Below are 17,359 nucleotides of genomic sequence, written 5' to 3' on the forward strand. Positions count from 1 at the left end.
CAAAGTTCCCACGTTGATCACTCCCGGCCACCCTTGCTCAAAAAATGAGCAGGATAGGCCAATGAAGTGGCTCAAATTTGGATGCAAATTCCTCTCAAAGTGGCTCAGTTTTTAAGGCCAATCAACACAAATAGCAATCTTAGAAAACTTGCGACTGAATGCGGCGCTAAAGATTCGTACGATCGCTATTACGACTGGTCTTCAAGTTTCATCCACGGAAATTGGGCGGCTGTTCGAGACACGAACTTCGTGACTTGTCACAACGCGCTACACAGGCTACATCGGATACCTAGGGTCGCTCATCGGACCTTGTCATCTGTTGAACCTGACTGTGTTGAGCTAGTGAATGAGGTCCTTTCATTACTTGAGAAGCTGTATCCAGCTACTGGACCAATCCCTCGTGTTTCGTTGAGACCTGTACCGCCCGCAACTGGGCAAGGTTAGAAGCCTGGAGTCTCAAGATCGGTAGGGATTTGAATTTGTCAACGAACGGATACATCGCCACCCCAGTTGCTACCAAGCGGTGCACCCCAAGCGTCAATTTTCTTTACGCTTACGCCCCAACCCGGCTTGCAGTAGCCCACCACGGTAAACCTCAAGCCGGTGGGGCATCCCCACCCCGCACGGTGCTCAAAAAGTGTGCAATGCCTGTGCTAAGACGCTGGCACAGCAAAACGACAGCCAAGATTTGGACCAGCCGGTGATGCACTTTTTGAACAGCGCAGTAATCCTCACGGAAAAGTCCTGCTACAATTTCACCCTTACCGGCCCGGTAGCTCAGTTGGTAGAGCAGCGGATTGAAAATCCGCGTGTCGATGGTTCGATTCCGTCCCAGGCCACCAAACAAAAACCGTCAGTGCGAAAGTGCTGACGGTTTTTTCTTTTTGTGCTTTCGCAAAAGCACACCCATAAAAAAAGCCGCTCAAGAGCGGCTTTTTGATGGGCAACTGAAAAGGATCAGTTGCGGGTGTCGCGGTAACCGCTGCCGTAGCCGGTGCTCGGCTCTTTCGGCTTGGAGATGTTCACAACGATGGAACGACCGCTGACCGACATGCCGTTCAGGCCGGTGATGGCGGCTTGGGCTTCTTCGGCGCTGGACATTTCAACAAAGGCAAAACCTTTGGAACGGCCTGTGTCGCGGTCCATCATGACTTTGGCCGACAAAACGCCGCCAAATTCAGAGAAGTTTTGACGCAAGCTGGCGTCGTCGATGGTGTAAGGCAAGTTGCCCACGTAAATTTTGCTGCTCATGGTTGAGCCTTTCAGAGAGGTGGCGTGCAGGTTTGTGTGCAAACCCTGCATGCAGGAAAAGGTGGTTTCTGTGAAGATCCCACCGGGAAAAGTGCCCAGCCTCACAGCTGGTGCACATTTTTGGAGTTGATTTGGAAATGTGTTGTTGAATTTCTCGTCATCCCGTGGGCTTGTAGCGCTGGGAGAAAAATTCATGTCCAAAAGTTCAGTGGTGCATCGTGTTCGATGCCCATCGATTCAGCTCAGAGTTCTTGGGTTGGCCATGGCTATCGCTGCGGCTGTAACTCTTTAGAAGTGAGAGATTTTATTCCTGCTTGAAATATAAGTCAAATTTTTTATTTCTGTTGGTTTTAAAGCTCGGCGTCAGGTGTCGTGCAGCATGCCGTCGTGCATTTCAAGTGCACCACTGCGCGCCAGTTCGGCGAGCATCATGTCCAGCCAAGTGGGCACATCATGGCCTTGCCCAAAGCGTTGGTGTAGGTCGCTCAAATAGGGCACTTGCAGGGCCCAGTCGCAAAAATCGGTTTTGGAGATGCGTCCCCATTCGAGCAATTTGAATTTGAGCAAGACTTTGGTGCCATAACGGGCGTGGCGTTCGGGGTTTTGTGCGAAGGCCGCGAGTTTGCTGCGGGCCAAAGCCAAGGCGGGTGCGATCTCGGTGAAGACCGCCCCATGCCCAGGAATGACGACGGCCGGGTCCAGCCGCTCGATCAGGTCCAGGGTTTGAGCCACCTCGTCAAAAGCGGCAATGCCCACCAATTCTGGGAAGACCACGCCAAAACCGTTTTGCCAAAGGGCATCGGCGGACATCAACAGGCGGTGCTCGGGCGCAAACAAAATGACCGAATGCGGGTCGTGGCCCGGCGCGGCGTGGACTTCCCAGTCCATGTCGCCCCAGCGGTGGCAATCGCCAGGTCGCAGCAAGTCTGAAAAAGTGAAGGCTGGGCAGGTTTGGCCCGTGGGCTTGTAGCTCAGCGCGTCTTCGCGCCAAGCCAAGACTTCGGGCGCTAAGCCTGGCGGTATCCAGGTTTTCAAGGCGGGATACGCTGCTTGCAGCGCCTGGTTGCCCCCGCAATGGTCGCTGTGCAGGTGTGTATTGGCCAGTTGGTTCAGAGCGCGTCCTTGCAGGGCGTTCTGGACCAAAGCCAAGGTTTGCGCTTGGTGGCTGACATAACCACTGTCCACCAACGTGGCGCTGTGTTCGTCACACAGCAAGACGTTGTTGGCCGATAGCCAGCCGCGCTCAAAAACAGTCACGCCCGCAGGCAAGGTGATGGGGGCGTTCATGCTTTCAAAGCTTTGGGCTTTATTTCTGGCTGCGCAACTCGCGCCGCAAGATTTTGCCCACGTTGGATTTCGGCAGCTCGTCGCGGAACTCGATGTACTTGGGCCGCTTGTACCCGGTCAGGTTGTCATGGCAAAAGCGCGACACGGCCTCTTCGGTCAGCATCGCATCGTTGCGCACCACAAACACCTTGATGGTTTCGCCTTGCATGCTGTCGGCAATGCCAATCACCGCGCACTCCACCACGCCGGGGCAGGTGGAGATGACGTTTTCCAACTCGCTCGGGAACACGTTGAAACCGCTCACGATGATCATGTCTTTCTTGCGGTCCACGATGCGGGTAAAGCCCTCGGCGTCCATGATGCCCACATCGCCCGTGCGCATGAAACCATCGGCCGTGAAAGTTTTGGCGTTTTCTTCGGGCTGGTTGTAATAGCCCCACATCACGTTAGGGCCGCGAATGCAAATCTCGCCCGAACTGCCCACAGGCAAGCTTTGCCCGTCGTCGTCTTTGATGGCGATGTCGATGCTGGGCAGTGGCAAGCCAATGTTGCCGCTGAAGTGGGTTTGTGTGACCGGGTTGTTGGTGCCGATGGCGCAGGTCTCGCTCATGCCCCAACCTTCGATCATGGCGCTGCCCGTGGCTGCTTGCCAGGACTTGGCCGTGCCTTCAGAAGCCGCCATGCCACCAGCCTGCGTGAGCTTGAGCGAAGTGAAATCAATCGTCTTGAACATGGGGTGTTGCATCAAGGCGTTGAACAAGGTGTTGACACCCGGCAGCATGTGGAAGGGCCGCTGCTTGAGCACTTCAATGAACTTGCCAAAGTCACGCGGGTTGGGCACCAAGGTCATGTGAGACCCTTGACGGATGGCCAGCAGACACAGGGTCAAGGCGAAGATGTGGTAAAGCGGCAAGGCCGCGATGCTGTTGACTTTGCGAAGGTCACCAATGCTGGTCAAAGCAGGGGTGAACCACCCTTCCGCTTGCAGCATGGCCGCCACGATGTTGCGGTGCGTCAGCACAGCGCCTTTGGACAAACCGGTCGTGCCGCCCGTGTATTGCAAAAACGCGATGTCATCAAGCGTTTGGGGCGTGGGCTTCAGATTCAGCTGACGACCTTGGGCGATGGCTTTCTTGAAAGAGGTGACGCTGCGCCCACCCGTCAATGGCAATTCGAACTCGGGCACCATTTTGGCGAGGTGGCGCACAGCGAAGGTCATCCATCGGCCGTACCAAGGACCCAGCAAGTCGCCAATCGAGGCCAGCACCACCTGCTGAACAGCCGTGTGCTCGATCACCTCTTGCAAGGTGGCCGCAAAGTTTTCCAGAATGACAATCGCACAGGCCCCTGAATCCTTCAGTTGGTGCTGCAACTCGCGTGGGGTGTAAAGCGGGTTCACGTTCACGCAGGTGTAGCCGGCCCGCAAAATGGCGGCCATGGTCACGGCAAACTGCGGCAAATTGGGCAGCATGATGGCCACGCGGCTGCCGGGTGCCAAACCCTGGTTTTGCAGCCAAGCGCCCAAAGCTTTGGACAGCTCATCCAGCTCTTTGTAACTCATCCATCGGTCCATGCAGACCGAAAAAGGGCTGTCACCGTGGGTGCGAAATGCCGACTCCAGCAAGTCGGTCAAGCTGCTGTATTGGTTGGGGTCGATGTCATGCGGGACGCCGGGGGGGTAATTCTTCAGCCAAATACGTTCCATCTGCGAATCTCCTTGATCTCTTGATTGTGGCCACCTGCGCGGCAGGGTGTGATCGGGCAAGTCCTAAGTTATGGCCAAAAAGGTCTCACAGGCGACAAATAACCGGTACAGACAAGGTGCGGCCATTGCGTGCAGAATAAGGGCAAACCCGTAATTCAAATGAATTCAAAACTCCCCATTCGTCCCGGAATTTGGTGCCGCCTCAGACAGCGCTGGGCTGCGGTCATTCGGGGGTGGCAGTCGATGGCATCGGGCACAGGGCAGGGGCCAACAGGCTGGATTCCTATCCGGTCTTTGTCGCCACGCCACAGGCCGCGCATTCTGACCCACTTGCTTGCCCTCAAACCTGAAGACCGTTATTTGCGGTTTGGCTATCCCGCCACCGACGAGCAGGTCGAACGGTACGTGACCGGTTTGAAATTTGAGCGCGATGAGATTTTTGGTGTTTTTAACCGCCGTTTGGCCTTGGTGGCCATGGCCCATTTGGCCTATTCGGTCGATCCACAGTGGGCCACCTGTGCCGAATTCGGCGTATCGGTCTCGTCCCATCAGAGGGGCAGGGGCTTGGGCGCTCGGTTGTTCAACCATGCGGTGATGCATGCCCGCAACCAAGGGGTGAGCATGTTGTTCATCCATGCCCTCAGCGAAAACGTGGCCATGCTGAAAATTGCCCGACATGCGGGTGCCAAAGTGCAACGCGATGGCAGCGAGAGCGAGGCTTACCTGTCGTTGCCCTTGGCCACCTTGGACAGCCAATTGAGCGGAATGATGCAAGAGCAAATGGCCGAGTTGGATTACCAGTTGAAAAACCAGGCCCAGCAGTTTCGGGCATGGTTGGCCACGGTGCAAGAAATCCGCCAAGGGGTGCGCGACGCACGCCATGCCTCGCACAAACCGGGTGGTTCAACTGGGCAGTGACCGCGGGTGGCGTGCCGCAAATCGTGGTTTGTCATTTGAATCCGCTATCCTAGAGTCTTCGCATAACCGCATGTCCTGCAACTCTGACTGTGTCCGACCCCCACCCTGCGCGCTCTGTTGAACGCGAAGACAAACGAAGTTTTCTGCAAAAGCTGGCCGAGTTCATCCACCCTGGCCCTGACTCCACCGACGAGTTGATCGAAACTTTGGCCGAGGCCGAGGAAAACCACATCATCAATGGTGAGAGCCGATTGATGCTGGAGGGGGTGATCCGGATGGCCGATATGACGGCAGGTGATGTGATGGTGGCAGCCCCCCGGATGGATTTGCTGAACATCGAAGACCCGTTTGACCAGTTTCTGCACCAGGTGATCGAGACCGCGCATTCGCGTTTCCCGGTTTACGAGGGCGAAAAAGAAAACATCATTGGCATCTTGTTGGCCAAGGACCTGCTCAAGCTGCAGCGGGCACCTGAATTGAACATTCGCGCCTTGCTGCGTCCGGCGGTGTTTGTGCCTGAAAGCAAGGGCCTGAACGATCTCTTGCGCCAATTCCGCGACAACCGCAACCACTTGGCCATCGTCATCGACGAGTTCGGGCGCACAGCGGGCCTCATCACCATTGAGGATGTGCTGGAGCAAATCGTGGGCGAGATCGAAGACGAATTCGACATTGCCGACGACGAGGGCGATATTTTTGGCCTGCCCGACCGCAGTTTCCGCGTCAGCGGCGACACCTCCTTGGAACGGGTGAGCGAGGCCTTTGGCGTGAATTTGCAAGAGGCGCGCGAGGACAGTGAAGGGCCCGACTTCGACACCATTGGGGGTTTGATCGCCCACGAGATGGGCCATGTGCCGAGACGCGGCGAAAAATACGTGTTGGCGGGTTTGCAGTTTGTGGTCTTGCACACACGCGCTGGCGCTGTGCGCTGGTTCAAAGTGTCACCCGTGACCGCCAAAGAGCCACAAGCATGAACATCGGCCGCGAACCCACACGCGGCCTGCAAACTTGGTGGCCCGCTTTGGCGGGAGCTGCCCAAGCGGCATCGATCGCCATGCCCGGCAGTGGCCAAGCGCAGGGTTGGTTGCAAATTTTGAGTTTGACCCTCTTGGCCTCTGGTTTGGCCAAGATGGCCCGACTGGGCTTTTTCAAGCCGGCTTCTCTCGGACAAGCGGCATGGTTTGGCGGCGTGTTCGCCACCACCTGGTTGGCAGGCAGCTTTTGGTGGTTGTATGTGTCCATGCACGATGTCGGTGGTTTGCCTGCCCCATTGGCGGCGTTGGCGGTGCTGGCGTTGGCGGCTGCTTTGGCGCTGTATTACGCCCTGGCTTGTGCTGTTTGGGTGGCTTTGGCAAGAGGCCGTTGGGGTGCTCGCCCGGGCGCTGCGAGTGTGTTGTTCGCTGCCCTGTGGACCTTGGCAGAACTCATGCGGGGGCGCTGGCTGACTGGTTTTCCTTGGGGCGCAGGCGGGTATGCACACGTCGACGGCATGTTGTCCGTTTGGGCACCCTGGATTGGGGTGTATGGCATCGGTGCCCTGGCGGCCTGGTTGGCCATGCGGCTGGCTTTGTCGGGTTGGCACTTGCGCGCTTTGAAACCGTGGATGGGTTTGGGCCTGCTGAGTTGGGGGCTGCAAGCTTGGGGGCCAGTTTTCACCACTTCGGCTGGCTTGGGTCAGGTGGAGCTGCTGCAAGCCAATATCTCTCAAACGGCTAAATTTGATGCCGGCAGCGGCATCCGTGATGCGCTGCAGTGGTACGACGCGCAGCTTCGCGCCAGTCAGCAGCCGCTGGTGGTCGCCCCCGAAACGGCCATTCCGTTGCTGCCGCAACATTTGCCTGAAGCCTATTGGTCAGGACTGCAGCAGCATTTCGCCCGCCCAGACCGGGCCATGGCACTGGTGGGGGCACCCTTGGGCAGCTTGGCAGAGGGCTACACCAACTCGGTTTTGGCCTTGGGGTCTGACAAGACATCGGCTTACCGCTACGACAAGTCGCATTTGGTGCCTTTTGGTGAGTTCATCCCGCCCAGTTTTGGCTGGTTCATCCGCATGATGAACATCCCACTGGGCGACTTCAAATCGGGCGGCTGGGACCAGCCCGCCATCCCTTGGCAAGGCCAGCGCCTGGCCCCCAATGTTTGCTATGAAGATTTGTTTGGCGAAGAGCTGGCCCTGCGTTTCAAAGACGCGGCCACCGCGCCCACGGCTTTGGTGAACGTGAGCAACATCGCCTGGTTTGGCAACACCCTGGCTGTCGACCAGCACCTGAACATCTCGCGCATGCGGGCCATGGAGCTGGGGCGTCCCATGTTGCGGGCCACCAACACGGGGGCTACCGCCATCATTGACCACACCGGACGCGTCACCGCGCAGCTGCCCCGATTTACCCGGGGCAGTCTGGTGGGGGCTTATGAAGGGCGCCATGGCCTCACGCCATTTGCCCAATGGGCTTCGGTAGGCGGGTTTTGGCCCCTGTGGCCCTTGTGGGCCTTGTGCCTTGCCGTGGTGGCGCTGGCGTTTTGGCGTCGGCAAAGGCCGTAAAATCAAAGGTTCGCGCGCAGCTTGCGCGCCCTCTAACTTTGGCCAGCTCGCTGCTGGCCTGCTCAGGCCATGTTGACCTTCCAGCAAATCATTTTGAAATTGCAGCAGTACTGGGACGCCCAGGGCTGTGCCTTGCTTCAGCCTTACGACATGGAAGTCGGTGCGGGCACCAGCCACACCGCCACCTTTTTGCGCGCCATCGGCCCCGAGCCATGGAAAGCCGCTTACGTGCAGCCCAGCCGCCGCCCCAAAGACGGCCGTTACGGCGAAAACCCCAACCGTTTGCAGCACTACTACCAGTTTCAGGTGGTCCTGAAGCCCGCACCCAGCAACATCCTGGAGCTGTACTTGGGCTCGCTCGAAGCCTTGGGTTTTGACCTGAAGAAAAACGACATCCGTTTTGTCGAAGACGACTGGGAAAACCCCACGCTGGGTGCTTGGGGTTTGGGCTGGGAAGTCTGGCTCAACGGCATGGAGGTCACGCAGTTCACCTACTTCCAGCAAGTGGGCGGCATCGACTGCAAGCCGATCACCGGTGAGATCACCTACGGCCTAGAGCGCTTGGCCATGTATTTGCAGGGCGTGGACAACGTCTACAACCTGAAGTGGACCGACACCATGAGTTATGGCGACGTGTACCTGCAAAACGAACAAGAGCAGTCGGCCTACAACTTTGAGCACTCCGACGCGGACTTCCTGTTCACCGCCTTCAGTGCCCACGAAAAGCAGGCGCAAAACCTGATTGTTCAGCAGCTGGCATTGCCTGCCTACGAGCAAGTGCTCAAGGCCGCGCACACCTTCAACCTGCTCGACGCCCGTGGTGCGATCAGCGTGACCGAGCGCGCCGCTTACATCGGCCGCATCCGTAATCTGGCTCGTAGCGTGGCCCAGAGCTATTACGAAAGCCGCGAACGTCTGGACTTCCCGATGGCCCCGCGTGAATGGGTTGCTCAAATGCCCAAGAAATCCGCGTGAGGGAGAACGACATGACGACACAAAATTTGCTGGTAGAACTGTTTGTGGAAGAGCTGCCGCCCAAGGCGCTCAACAAGTTGGGTGCGGCCTTTTCGGGCGTGTTGGCCGAGCAACTCAAGGCGCAAGGCCTGGCCGCGGCCGATGCGGTGGTGACGGCGTTCGCCTCGCCCCGCCGCTTGGCCGCACATGTCAGCGGCGTGCTGGCGCAGGCTGCCGACAAGGCCGTGCAGCAAAAGCTGATGCCTGTGGCTGTGGGCTTGGATGCGGCGGGTAACGCCACACCCGCACTGCTCAAAAAACTGCAAGCTATGGGCGCAGACGTCAGCGATCCGGCTGCGGCCGTGGCCGCGCTCAAGCGCCAGCCTGACGGCAAAGCCGAAGCGCTGTTCTACGACAGTTTGGTCAAAGGCGCCTCATTGCAAGCTGGTCTGCAAAAGGCGCTGGAAGAAGCGCTGGCCAAGTTGCCGATTCCCAAAGTCATGCAGTATCAGCTGGAAACCGACTGTGAGTTGCCGGGCTGGAGCAGTGTGAATTTTGTGCGCCCTGCGCACAGCCTGATCGCCTTGCATGGTTCCACCGTGGTGCCGGTCAAGGCGCTCGGCCTGACGGCCGGCAACAACACCCAAGGCCATCGCTTTGAGGCCAAGGTCTCGCCCGTGGTCTTGTCGCACGCCGACCAGTACGACGAAGTGCTCAAGCGCGACGGCTCGGTCATCGCCAGCTTTGCCGAACGCCGTGCAGAAATCGTGCGCCAGCTGAATGCCGCAGCGGCCAAGGTGGGCAGCGGTGCGCGCCCCATCGAAGACGACGCCTTGTTGGACGAAGTGACCGCGCTGGTCGAGCGTCCGAACGTGCTGACTTGCCAGTTTGAGACCGAGTTCTTGGGCGTGCCGCAAGAGTGCCTGATCCTCACGATGAAGGCCAACCAGAAATACTTTCCTTTGATCGATGCTTCGGGCAAGCTGACGAACCGCTTCTTGGTGGTGAGCAACATCACACCCGACGACGCGTCGTTTGTGATCGGCGGCAACGAGCGCGTGGTGCGCCCGCGCCTGGCCGATGCCAAATTCTTCTTTGACCAAGACCGCAAGAAAACGCTGGAATCGCGCGTCGAAGGGCTGTCCAAAGTGGTTTACCACAACAAACTGGGCACACAAGGTGAGCGCATGGCGCGGGTTTGCGCCATCGCCAAGGCCATTGGCCAACAAGTGGGCGGTGATGCGCTGGCGCAGCAAGCCGAGCAGGCTGCACGCCTGGCCAAGACCGATTTGCTGACCGACATGGTCGGAGAGTTCCCCGAGCTGCAAGGCATCATGGGTGGCTACTACGCCCGCCACGATGGCCTTTCCACCGAGGTGGCCGAAGCCATTGAAGACCACTACAAACCCCGCTTTGCGGGCGACGACTTGCCGCGCAACAACGTCGGCCTTGTGGTGGCGCTGGCCGACAAGCTCGAAACCCTGGTGGGCATGTTCGGCATTGGCAATGTGCCCACGGGCGACAAAGACCCGTTTGCGCTGCGTCGCCACGCTTTGGGCGTGATCCGCATGCTGTTTGAGAGATTGCCTGATCAAGATATTGATGCTTTGTTGCGCACAGCCTTTGGTAGTTTTGAGCATGCTGCACACTCAAAAGAGCTTGCCGACCGTGCAGTAGTTGCAGGCGCAGTGACAGCCTTTAATTTAGAAACTCCAGAGTTGGTCGCCAACTTCATCTATGACCGCTTGTCTGGCAGCCTGCGCGAGCAAGGTTTCAGCGCCCAGGAAGTGGACGCCGTCATGGCGATGCGCCCGACCCGTTTGGGCCAGGTGGGCCAATTCCTCTCGGCCGTGCGCGCATTTGCCGCTTTGCCCGAGAGCCCCGCTTTGGCTGCTGCCAACAAGCGCATCGGCAACATCTTGAAGAAAGCCGGCGAAGTCGACGCCCATGTCAACACAGCGCTGCTGCAAGAAGATGCCGAGAAGAACCTTTACGCCGTCATGCAAAAACTGCTGCCGGAGTCCGAGGCGCAGTTCAAGGCGGGCGATTACACCGCCAGCTTGCAAACCCTGGCCGCGTTGCGCGCCCCGGTGGACGCCTTCTTTGACGACGTGATGGTCAACGCCGAAGCCATGGACCTGCGCCTGAACCGCCAAGGCTTGCTGAAAAGCCTGCATGTGGCCATGAACCGCGTGGCCGACTTGTCGCGTTTGGCGGCTTGACCCCTACAGCACCAAGCCCCACTGACCACTGCCCCTTATGAATGCCCACCTGAAACTCGTCATCCTGGACCGGGACGGCACGATCAATCGGGCCAGTGAGGAGTTCGTCAAGTCACCGGAGGAGTGGCACCCTTTGCCGGGTGCGCTGGAGGCGATCAGCCGTCTGAACCATGCCGGGTTCCACGTGGTGTTGGCCACCAACCAATCGGGTTTGGGCCGCGGATTGTTTGACATGGCCGCACTCAATGCGGTGCATGCGCACATGCTCAAGACATTGGCCGCTTTGGGGGGCAGAATTGATGCAATTTTTTACTGCCCGCACGCGGCAGAAGAGGGCTGCAGTTGCCGCAAACCTGCGCCGGGTTTGTTGCATCAAATCGAAGAGCGTTATGGCCACAGCCTGAGTGGCGTGCCTTATGTGGGCGACAGCTTGCGCGACATGCTGGCTGCCCAGGCGGGCGGCTGCAGACCCCATTTGGTATTGTCCGGTCGGCATGCGATGGTGGATCCCACCCGTTTGCCACCAGAGTTTCCTGTGCAAACCCTTGTTCACGCTGATTTGGGCGCTTTTGTCGACCACTTGCTGGGTGAGACAGGTCCAGCTGAATCGCTTTCTCGATAACCACCCACCAAGGCCCTACGCCGCATGAATTTTCTTCGCTCACTTGCCCATGTGCTCTGGATGGCCATCACGGTGGTGCCTTGGGCGCTGTTTGTGGTGGTGGCCTCTTACCTTGTCAGCAGCACACGTCTGTATTGGATGTGTGTGGGTTGGCTGCGTTTGGCGGTGAACAGTGGCACTTGGATTTTGGGCATCGAAAACCGCATTCAGGGCCTGGAAAACTTGCCCCAAGGCAGCAAGGACCCGGCGGTTTTGCTGGTCAAGCACCAGTCAACCTGGGAAACCTTTGTCATGCCGGTGATCATGCCGCACCCGCTGGCTTATGTGTTCAAAAAAGAGCTGCTCAGCGTGCCCTTTTTTGGTTGGGCCATGGGCCGCATGGACATGATCCACATTGACCGCAAGCAGCGTTCACGGGCTTTTGCCAAGGTGGTGCAACAAGGCAGTCGCCTCATGCAAGAGGGCGTTTGGGTGATCATGTTCCCCGAGGGCACACGGATTCCGCGTGGTCAAAAAGGCGAATACAAAAGCGGCGGGGCGCGTTTGGCCATCGCAGCAGGCGTGCCTGTTGTCCCGATCGCGGTGACTTCGGCGCGTTGCTGGCCAACCAAGGCTTTCATCAAAACGCCGGGTGTGGTGGACATTTCGATTGGTCGCGCGATCTCGAGTGAGGGCCGCAGCGCCGACGAGCTCATGCTCGAAGTGGAGACTTGGATTGAGTCGGAAATGCACCGACTCGATCCCGAGGCTTATCCCGAGGCCCAATCCGTCGTTGCCGGACATTGAACCCAAACGGGGCGAACCATGCGCGCGCCTTTGCAGTTTGTGCTGGACTTTTTCACGGGGGGGGATCCGGTCACCCTAACCCCGAGCTTGCCATCGCCCTCAAGGCCTGCGCCCATGGGCGTCAAGTCAAACGCCCCGGCACCGGATAACGTCAAGCTTGGTGCCCGGCCATTTGTCGACAGTCATCCCTCTGTTGCTGGCTTCACCCACCCCGCCGCCAACCGCCACGCAGAAGTTCAGGGTGTCACGGTGTCTTTCCGTTTTGAGCGTTCGCGCCGCAAAAGCATCGGCTTCTTGGTGGGTGCCGATGGTTTGGTGGTGCGTGCGCCCAATTGGGTCACGCTGCGCGAGGTGGATGCCGCCGTGCAGGAAAAAGGCGCTTGGATTGTGGCCAAGTTGCAGCAGTTCAAAGAGCGGCAAACTGAACAATTTCAAAAAGCCATCGAGTGGCGGCATGGTGCCGAGGTGCCGTTTTTGGGCCGCACCTTGCAACTGTGTGTTTTGGAACGTGGTGTGGGGCGAGTCCACGGACAAGACCTGCCGCTTGACCAAGTCTTGCCCGTCACCGTTCCGCCCGGGGCTTCGGTGACGCAGGTGCGCGACGCTGCGCAGGTCTGGCTTAAAAAACAAGCCAAAGCCTTGTTTGAAGAGCGCTTGCACCACTTTGCACCGCTGCTGGGTGTGCGCTGGCAAAAGCTCAGTTTGTCGAGCGCCAGCACACGCTGGGGCAGTGCCCGCACCGATGGCCATATCCGCCTCAATTGGCGGCTCATTCACCTGCCCACCAGCCAGATTGACTATGTGGTGGTGCACGAGTTGGCGCATCTGCGTGAGATGAACCACAGCCCCCGTTTTTGGGAAACCGTGGGCGAAGTCATGCCCGACTACGCACAACGCCGCAAAGCTTTGCGCCAAGCACCGGTCGATTTGAAAGAGGATTGAGGCCGGTGTGAAGGCCGCAAGCTACAAGATGGTTTTGAATCTCACAACACCATCGCTCCCGCGGTCTCGGCGCATCTGACCGGACAACCACAGCAGGTTCAAGTGCGCCACGGCTTCGCCTAAGGCAAAGGTGGTCTGGTGCACATCGAGGGTGCGCTTGAACAGCACAGGCAAGAGTTCGTAAGCGCAGCAAGCTTGATCTTGGCAGGCCTGCAGCAACTCGGCCAAGCGCTCGGCGTGGTGCGTTTGAAGTTGCGCAATGCGCAAGGCGGCACCTTGAAACGGCCGCCCATGCGAGGGCAGTATCAAGGTCGCATCCGACAGATGGGCCATTTTGTTCAGCGAGTCGAGGAAGCACTGCAGCGGGTTGCCATCGGGCTCCATGGCATAGACACTGACGTTGGTGGAAATGGAGGGCAGCAACATGTCGCCGCTGATCAGCAACTGCTGCTTTGCATCGAGCAAAGCCATGTGCTCGGGCGAATGGCCATAGCCGCTGATGCACTCCCAAGTGCGATCGCCGATGCGCACCTGTGTGCCCGCCATCAAGCGCACATAAGCGCCAGGAATTTGGGGCACCATTCCGGGGTAGTAACCCATGCGTGCTCGGATGACCTCGAGTTCCTCAGCCTTGTTCCAGCCATGGGACTCAAAAAATGCCACCGTGGGCGCCCCGCCAAAGTTGGACAGCCCGCTGGATGCCAACAGGGCCGATTGGTACTCGCTGGTGCTCATCCAGAGTGGGGCTTGCCACCGTTCACAAATCCAATGCGCCAAGCCCATGTGATCCGGGTGCATGTGGGTGACCAGCACACGCAAGACGGGCAGGCCTTGCAGCATTTGCTGTTCCACTTGCAGCCAAGCTTCTCGGGTGGCCGGGTTGTCGATGCCGCAGTCCACCACCGTCCAGCCTTCTTGCTGAACACCCCCTTGCGTGGGATGGGGCATGCGGTCGCGCAGCAGCCACAGGTTGATGTGGTTGAGCGCAAAGGGCAAACCCATGCGCAACCAAAAAATGCCGGGTGCGACTTCGGTGGCTGAGCCCAGCTCGGGCAAGTGTTCGCCCAAAGGGTAGTGCAGCGAAGGGCGCGAGGCATCCGCATCGGGCGTGGCCATGGCGTTGGACGAGGTGGTCATGCAGCGTGTGGATTGGGTTAGCATTCGGTGGATTGACGTTGACGTTAACGTCAAACACGACAATGAATTTTAGGGGGCGGCTTTTGGTGGGCCTGTCTCCCTTGCGCAAGCTGTTGAGGACCCACGCCATGGCGAACATGTACACGATCAGCGATTTGGCCCAGGAATTTGACCTGACCACCCGCGCCATCCGTTTTTACGAAGACATGGGTTTGCTCGAGCCCGAGCGCTCTGGCCCGGGTGGACGCAACCGCGTGTACTCGGCGCGCGACCGGACCCGTTTGAAACTTACCTTGCGCGCCAAGCGCCTGGGCTTGTCCCTCAACGAAGCCAAGGGGCTGATCGACATGTACGACAGCCCACGCGACACGGTGCCGCAGCTCAAAAAGTTTTTGGTGGTGCTGGCCGAACATCGCCAGCAACTGGAGTCGCAGCTGGCCGACTTGGAGGCGACGCTGGACGAGGTCAAAACCCACGAAAAAGAGACCCGCAGTTTGCTGAGCAAGGCCTCTAAAGCGGGCAGTTTGGCCTGATTTGAACGATCAGCGTCGCCGCCTGCGTTCGTTTTTTATGATTGACGTTGACGTAAACGTCAATTAAAGTCTGGACCTGATTTCAACTCAGGATTTGATGTGACCACCGCCCATTCTCCGCACGATCGCGTCGCCCAGAGCATGGCCCGACAGGGCATGATGAACCATTTGGGCGTGCGCTTGCTGTCAGCCACCGAAGGTCAGGTGGAACTCGCTTTGCCCTACAGCGACAAAGCCACCCAGCAGCAAGGCGGTTTCCATGGCGGTGCGATTGGCGCGCTGGCCGACATCGCGGGCGGGTATGCCGCCCTCACGGTGGCGCCCGAGGGCATGGAGGTGGTGACGGTGGAATACAAAATCAATTTCCTCAACAGCTTTCAAGGCGGCGAAATTCGCGCCACGGGCCAAGTGGTTAAGGCCGGTCGCCGCGTGATCGTGACTTCGGCAGAGGTGGTGCACATCGACGCCCATGGCAAGACATCGCCTTGTGCCGTGATGCAGCAAACCTTGATGCCCGTGCCCAAAACCTATTAAGCAGACCCAACTCCACAGAGACCACCATGAACAATTTGCCAGGCCTGAACTTCCAACTCGGTGAAGAGATTGACGCCCTGCGAGACGCCGTGCGCGACTTTGCCCAAGCCGAAATCGCCCCCCGCGCGGCCGAGATCGATCGCAACGACCAGTTCCCGATGGACCTGTGGCGCAAGATGGGTGACTTGGGCGTGTTGGGCATCACCGTGGGCGAGGAATACGGTGGCGCGAACATGGGCTATTTGGCCCACATGATCGCCATGGAAGAAATTTCCCGTGCCAGCGCGTCGGTGGGTCTGAGTTATGGCGCGCATTCCAATTTGTGCGTAAACCAGATCAAACGCAACGGCACGCCCGAGCAGCGCGCCAAATACCTGCCCAAGCTGATCAGTGGCGAACACGTCGGCGCTTTGGCCATGTCCGAACCTGGCGCAGGCTCGGACGTGTTGAGCATGAAGCTCAAAGCCGAAGACAAAGGTGGCTACTACCTGCTCAACGGCAACAAGATGTGGATCACCAACGGGCCCGATGCCGACACCCTGGTGGTCTATGCCAAGAGCGAGCCAGAGCTTGGCGCGCGCGGCGTCACGGCCTTTTTGATCGAAAAGGGCATGAAGGGTTTCAGCATCGCGCAAAAACTCGACAAGCTGGGCATGCGCGGCAGCCACACGGGCGAGCTGGTCTTCCACAACGTTGAAGTGCCGGCCGAGAATATTCTGGGCGGCCTGAACAACGGTGCCAAAGTCCTCATGAGTGGCCTCGACTACGAGCGTGCCGTGCTCACCGGTGGTCCGCTGGGCATCATGCAAGCTGTCATGGACAACGTGATCCCTTACATCCATGACCGCAAGCAGTTCGGTCAAAGCATTGGCGAGTTCCAACTCATCCAGGGGAAAGTGGCCGACATGTACACCGTGCTGCAAGCCGGTCGCAGTTTCGCTTACACCGTGGCCAAGAACCTCGATTTGTTGGGCGCAGAGCATGTGCGCCAAGTACGCAAAGACTGCGCCAGCGTGATTTTGTGGACCGCCGAAAAAGCCACCTGGATGGCTGGCGAGGGCGTCCAGATTTTTGGCGGCAACGGCTACATCAACGACTACCCGCTGGGCCGCCTGTGGCGCGACGCCAAGTTGTACGAGATTGGCGCGGGTACCAGCGAGATCCGCCGCATGTTGATCGGCCGCGAATTGTTTGCAGAGACCTGCTGAAGCGCTTTGTCAAAAAACAGTACGACTGCACTGCGACAATCACCGCATGAGCACCTCACTTCAGCACCTCTTTGACAACAACCGTGAATGGGCCTCGCGCATGGTGCGCGAGAACCCGGCGTATTTTTCACGCCTGGCCAACCAGCAAACGCCCAAGTACTTGTGGATTGGTTGTTCAGACAGCCGAGTGCCTGCCAACCAGATCACCGGTTTGGACCCCGGCGAGGTGTTTGTTCACCGCAACGTGGCCAACGTGGTGGTGCACTCCGACTTGAACGCCCTGTCGGTCATTCAATACGCGGTTGACGCGCTGAAGGTCGAGCACATCATGGTCGTGGGCCACTACGGCTGCGGCGGTGTGCTCGCGGCCACGCGCGGCACCCGCGTGGGCCTGGCCGACAACTGGCTGCGCCATGTGCAAGACGTGCGTTTGCGCCACCGCCAACGCCTGAACCATTTGCCTCAGGCCGAGCTTGAGTCGGTCATGTGCGAGATGAACGTGATCGAGCAGGTCGGCAACGTGGCTTTGTCCAACGTCATGCAAGACGCCTGGAGCCGAGGCCAAAAAGTCACTGTGCACGGATGGGTGTACGGCCTGGACGACGGCTTGGTCAAAGACTTGGGCGTGACCATGAGCGGCGCCCACGAAGTGGTGGACGTGTTCCGCAACGCATTCAAACGCTACCCCCGTGGGGGCGTTCTTCCTCCCGTCTGAGCC

General features: G+C 58.8%; 16 protein-coding genes and 1 tRNA gene. 13 read left to right on the plus strand and 4 right to left on the minus strand.

The window, feature by feature from the left end; all coding sequences use genetic code 11:
* The first annotated feature begins 766 nt into the window (after positions 1-766).
* Positions 767-842 (plus strand) — tRNA-Phe (locus B9Z40_RS11215).
* Between the two features lie 115 nt (positions 843-957).
* Here the strand turns inward: B9Z40_RS11215 and B9Z40_RS11220 are convergent.
* From B9Z40_RS11220 to B9Z40_RS11230, 3 genes are all read right to left on the minus strand, one after another.
* The gene (locus tag B9Z40_RS11220) at positions 958-1,251 is read right to left on the minus strand and encodes an RNA-binding protein (protein WP_019425964.1); all 294 of its coding nucleotides are present in this window, start codon (positions 1,249-1,251) and stop codon (positions 958-960) included.
* A gap of 363 nt (positions 1,252-1,614) precedes the next feature.
* Positions 1,615-2,538 (minus strand): MBL fold metallo-hydrolase, encoded by a 924-nt coding sequence (locus B9Z40_RS11225; protein ID WP_100173464.1) that lies wholly within the window; start codon positions 2,536-2,538, stop codon positions 1,615-1,617.
* Positions 2,539-2,557: 19 nt separating this feature from the next.
* The gene (locus tag B9Z40_RS11230) at positions 2,558-4,243 is read right to left on the minus strand and encodes an AMP-binding protein (RefSeq protein WP_100173465.1); all 1,686 of its coding nucleotides are present in this window, start codon (positions 4,241-4,243) and stop codon (positions 2,558-2,560) included.
* A 243-nt stretch (positions 4,244-4,486) separates the two neighbouring features.
* Between B9Z40_RS11230 and B9Z40_RS11235 the strand changes: the two genes are divergently transcribed.
* The 8 genes from B9Z40_RS11235 (at position 4,487) to B9Z40_RS11270 (ending at position 13,229) form a co-directional block, all read left to right on the plus strand.
* Positions 4,487-5,161, plus strand: coding sequence for a GNAT family N-acetyltransferase (locus B9Z40_RS11235; RefSeq protein WP_100173466.1), 675 nt, complete (start codon positions 4,487-4,489; stop codon positions 5,159-5,161).
* An 89-nt stretch (positions 5,162-5,250) separates the two neighbouring features.
* Positions 5,251-6,135 carry an HlyC/CorC family transporter gene (locus B9Z40_RS11240; protein ID WP_100173467.1) on the plus strand — a complete coding sequence of 295 codons (885 nt, stop codon included), beginning with the start codon at positions 5,251-5,253 and terminating at the stop codon, positions 6,133-6,135.
* The gene (lnt, locus tag B9Z40_RS11245; protein ID WP_100173468.1) at positions 6,132-7,703 is read left to right on the plus strand and encodes an apolipoprotein N-acyltransferase; all 1,572 of its coding nucleotides are present in this window, start codon (positions 6,132-6,134) and stop codon (positions 7,701-7,703) included. Before B9Z40_RS11240 ends, lnt begins: the two co-directional genes overlap by 4 nt.
* 69 nt (positions 7,704-7,772) lie before the next feature.
* Positions 7,773-8,678: a glycine--tRNA ligase subunit alpha gene (gene glyQ / locus B9Z40_RS11250; RefSeq protein ID WP_100173469.1), complete on the plus strand. Its 906-nt coding sequence runs from the start codon at positions 7,773-7,775 to the stop codon at positions 8,676-8,678.
* An 11-nt stretch (positions 8,679-8,689) separates the two neighbouring features.
* Positions 8,690-10,879: a glycine--tRNA ligase subunit beta gene (gene glyS / locus B9Z40_RS11255; protein ID WP_100173833.1), complete on the plus strand. Its 2,190-nt coding sequence runs from the start codon at positions 8,690-8,692 to the stop codon at positions 10,877-10,879.
* A gap of 37 nt (positions 10,880-10,916) precedes the next feature.
* Complete coding sequence (gene gmhB / locus B9Z40_RS11260; RefSeq protein ID WP_100173470.1) at positions 10,917-11,501, plus strand: D-glycero-beta-D-manno-heptose 1,7-bisphosphate 7-phosphatase; 585 nt, start codon at positions 10,917-10,919, stop codon at positions 11,499-11,501.
* A 24-nt stretch (positions 11,502-11,525) separates the two neighbouring features.
* On the plus strand, positions 11,526-12,287 hold the full coding sequence (locus B9Z40_RS11265; protein WP_100173471.1) for a 1-acyl-sn-glycerol-3-phosphate acyltransferase: 762 nt from the start codon (positions 11,526-11,528) through the stop codon (positions 12,285-12,287).
* An 18-nt stretch (positions 12,288-12,305) separates the two neighbouring features.
* On the plus strand, positions 12,306-13,229 hold the full coding sequence (locus tag B9Z40_RS11270; RefSeq protein WP_100173472.1) for a M48 family metallopeptidase: 924 nt from the start codon (positions 12,306-12,308) through the stop codon (positions 13,227-13,229).
* A gap of 21 nt (positions 13,230-13,250) precedes the next feature.
* Here B9Z40_RS11270 and B9Z40_RS11275 read toward each other — a convergent pair whose 3' ends face one another.
* Positions 13,251-14,366, minus strand: a complete 1,116-nt coding sequence (locus B9Z40_RS11275) for an MBL fold metallo-hydrolase (RefSeq protein WP_233204887.1) — start codon at positions 14,364-14,366, stop codon at positions 13,251-13,253.
* A gap of 128 nt (positions 14,367-14,494) precedes the next feature.
* Here B9Z40_RS11275 and B9Z40_RS11280 point away from each other — a divergent pair, with 128 nt between their 5' ends.
* The 4 genes from B9Z40_RS11280 (at position 14,495) to can (ending at position 17,356) form a co-directional block, all read left to right on the plus strand.
* A complete protein-coding gene (locus tag B9Z40_RS11280; RefSeq protein WP_100173834.1) occupies positions 14,495-14,899 on the plus strand; it encodes a MerR family DNA-binding transcriptional regulator in 405 nt (134 codons plus the stop codon).
* Positions 14,900-14,998: 99 nt separating this feature from the next.
* Positions 14,999-15,433 carry a PaaI family thioesterase gene (locus B9Z40_RS11285; protein WP_233204888.1) on the plus strand — a complete coding sequence of 145 codons (435 nt, stop codon included), beginning with the start codon at positions 14,999-15,001 and terminating at the stop codon, positions 15,431-15,433.
* 26 nt (positions 15,434-15,459) lie between these two features.
* Positions 15,460-16,641, plus strand: coding sequence for an isovaleryl-CoA dehydrogenase (locus B9Z40_RS11290; protein WP_100173474.1), 1,182 nt, complete (start codon positions 15,460-15,462; stop codon positions 16,639-16,641).
* A 46-nt stretch (positions 16,642-16,687) separates the two neighbouring features.
* Positions 16,688-17,356 carry a carbonate dehydratase gene (can, locus tag B9Z40_RS11295; protein WP_100173475.1) on the plus strand — a complete coding sequence of 223 codons (669 nt, stop codon included), beginning with the start codon at positions 16,688-16,690 and terminating at the stop codon, positions 17,354-17,356.
* Positions 17,357-17,359 lie beyond the last annotated feature (3 nt).

Source organism: Limnohabitans sp. 15K (genome assembly GCF_002778285.1).
Taxonomy (GTDB): Bacteria; Pseudomonadota; Gammaproteobacteria; order Burkholderiales; family Burkholderiaceae_C; genus Limnohabitans_A.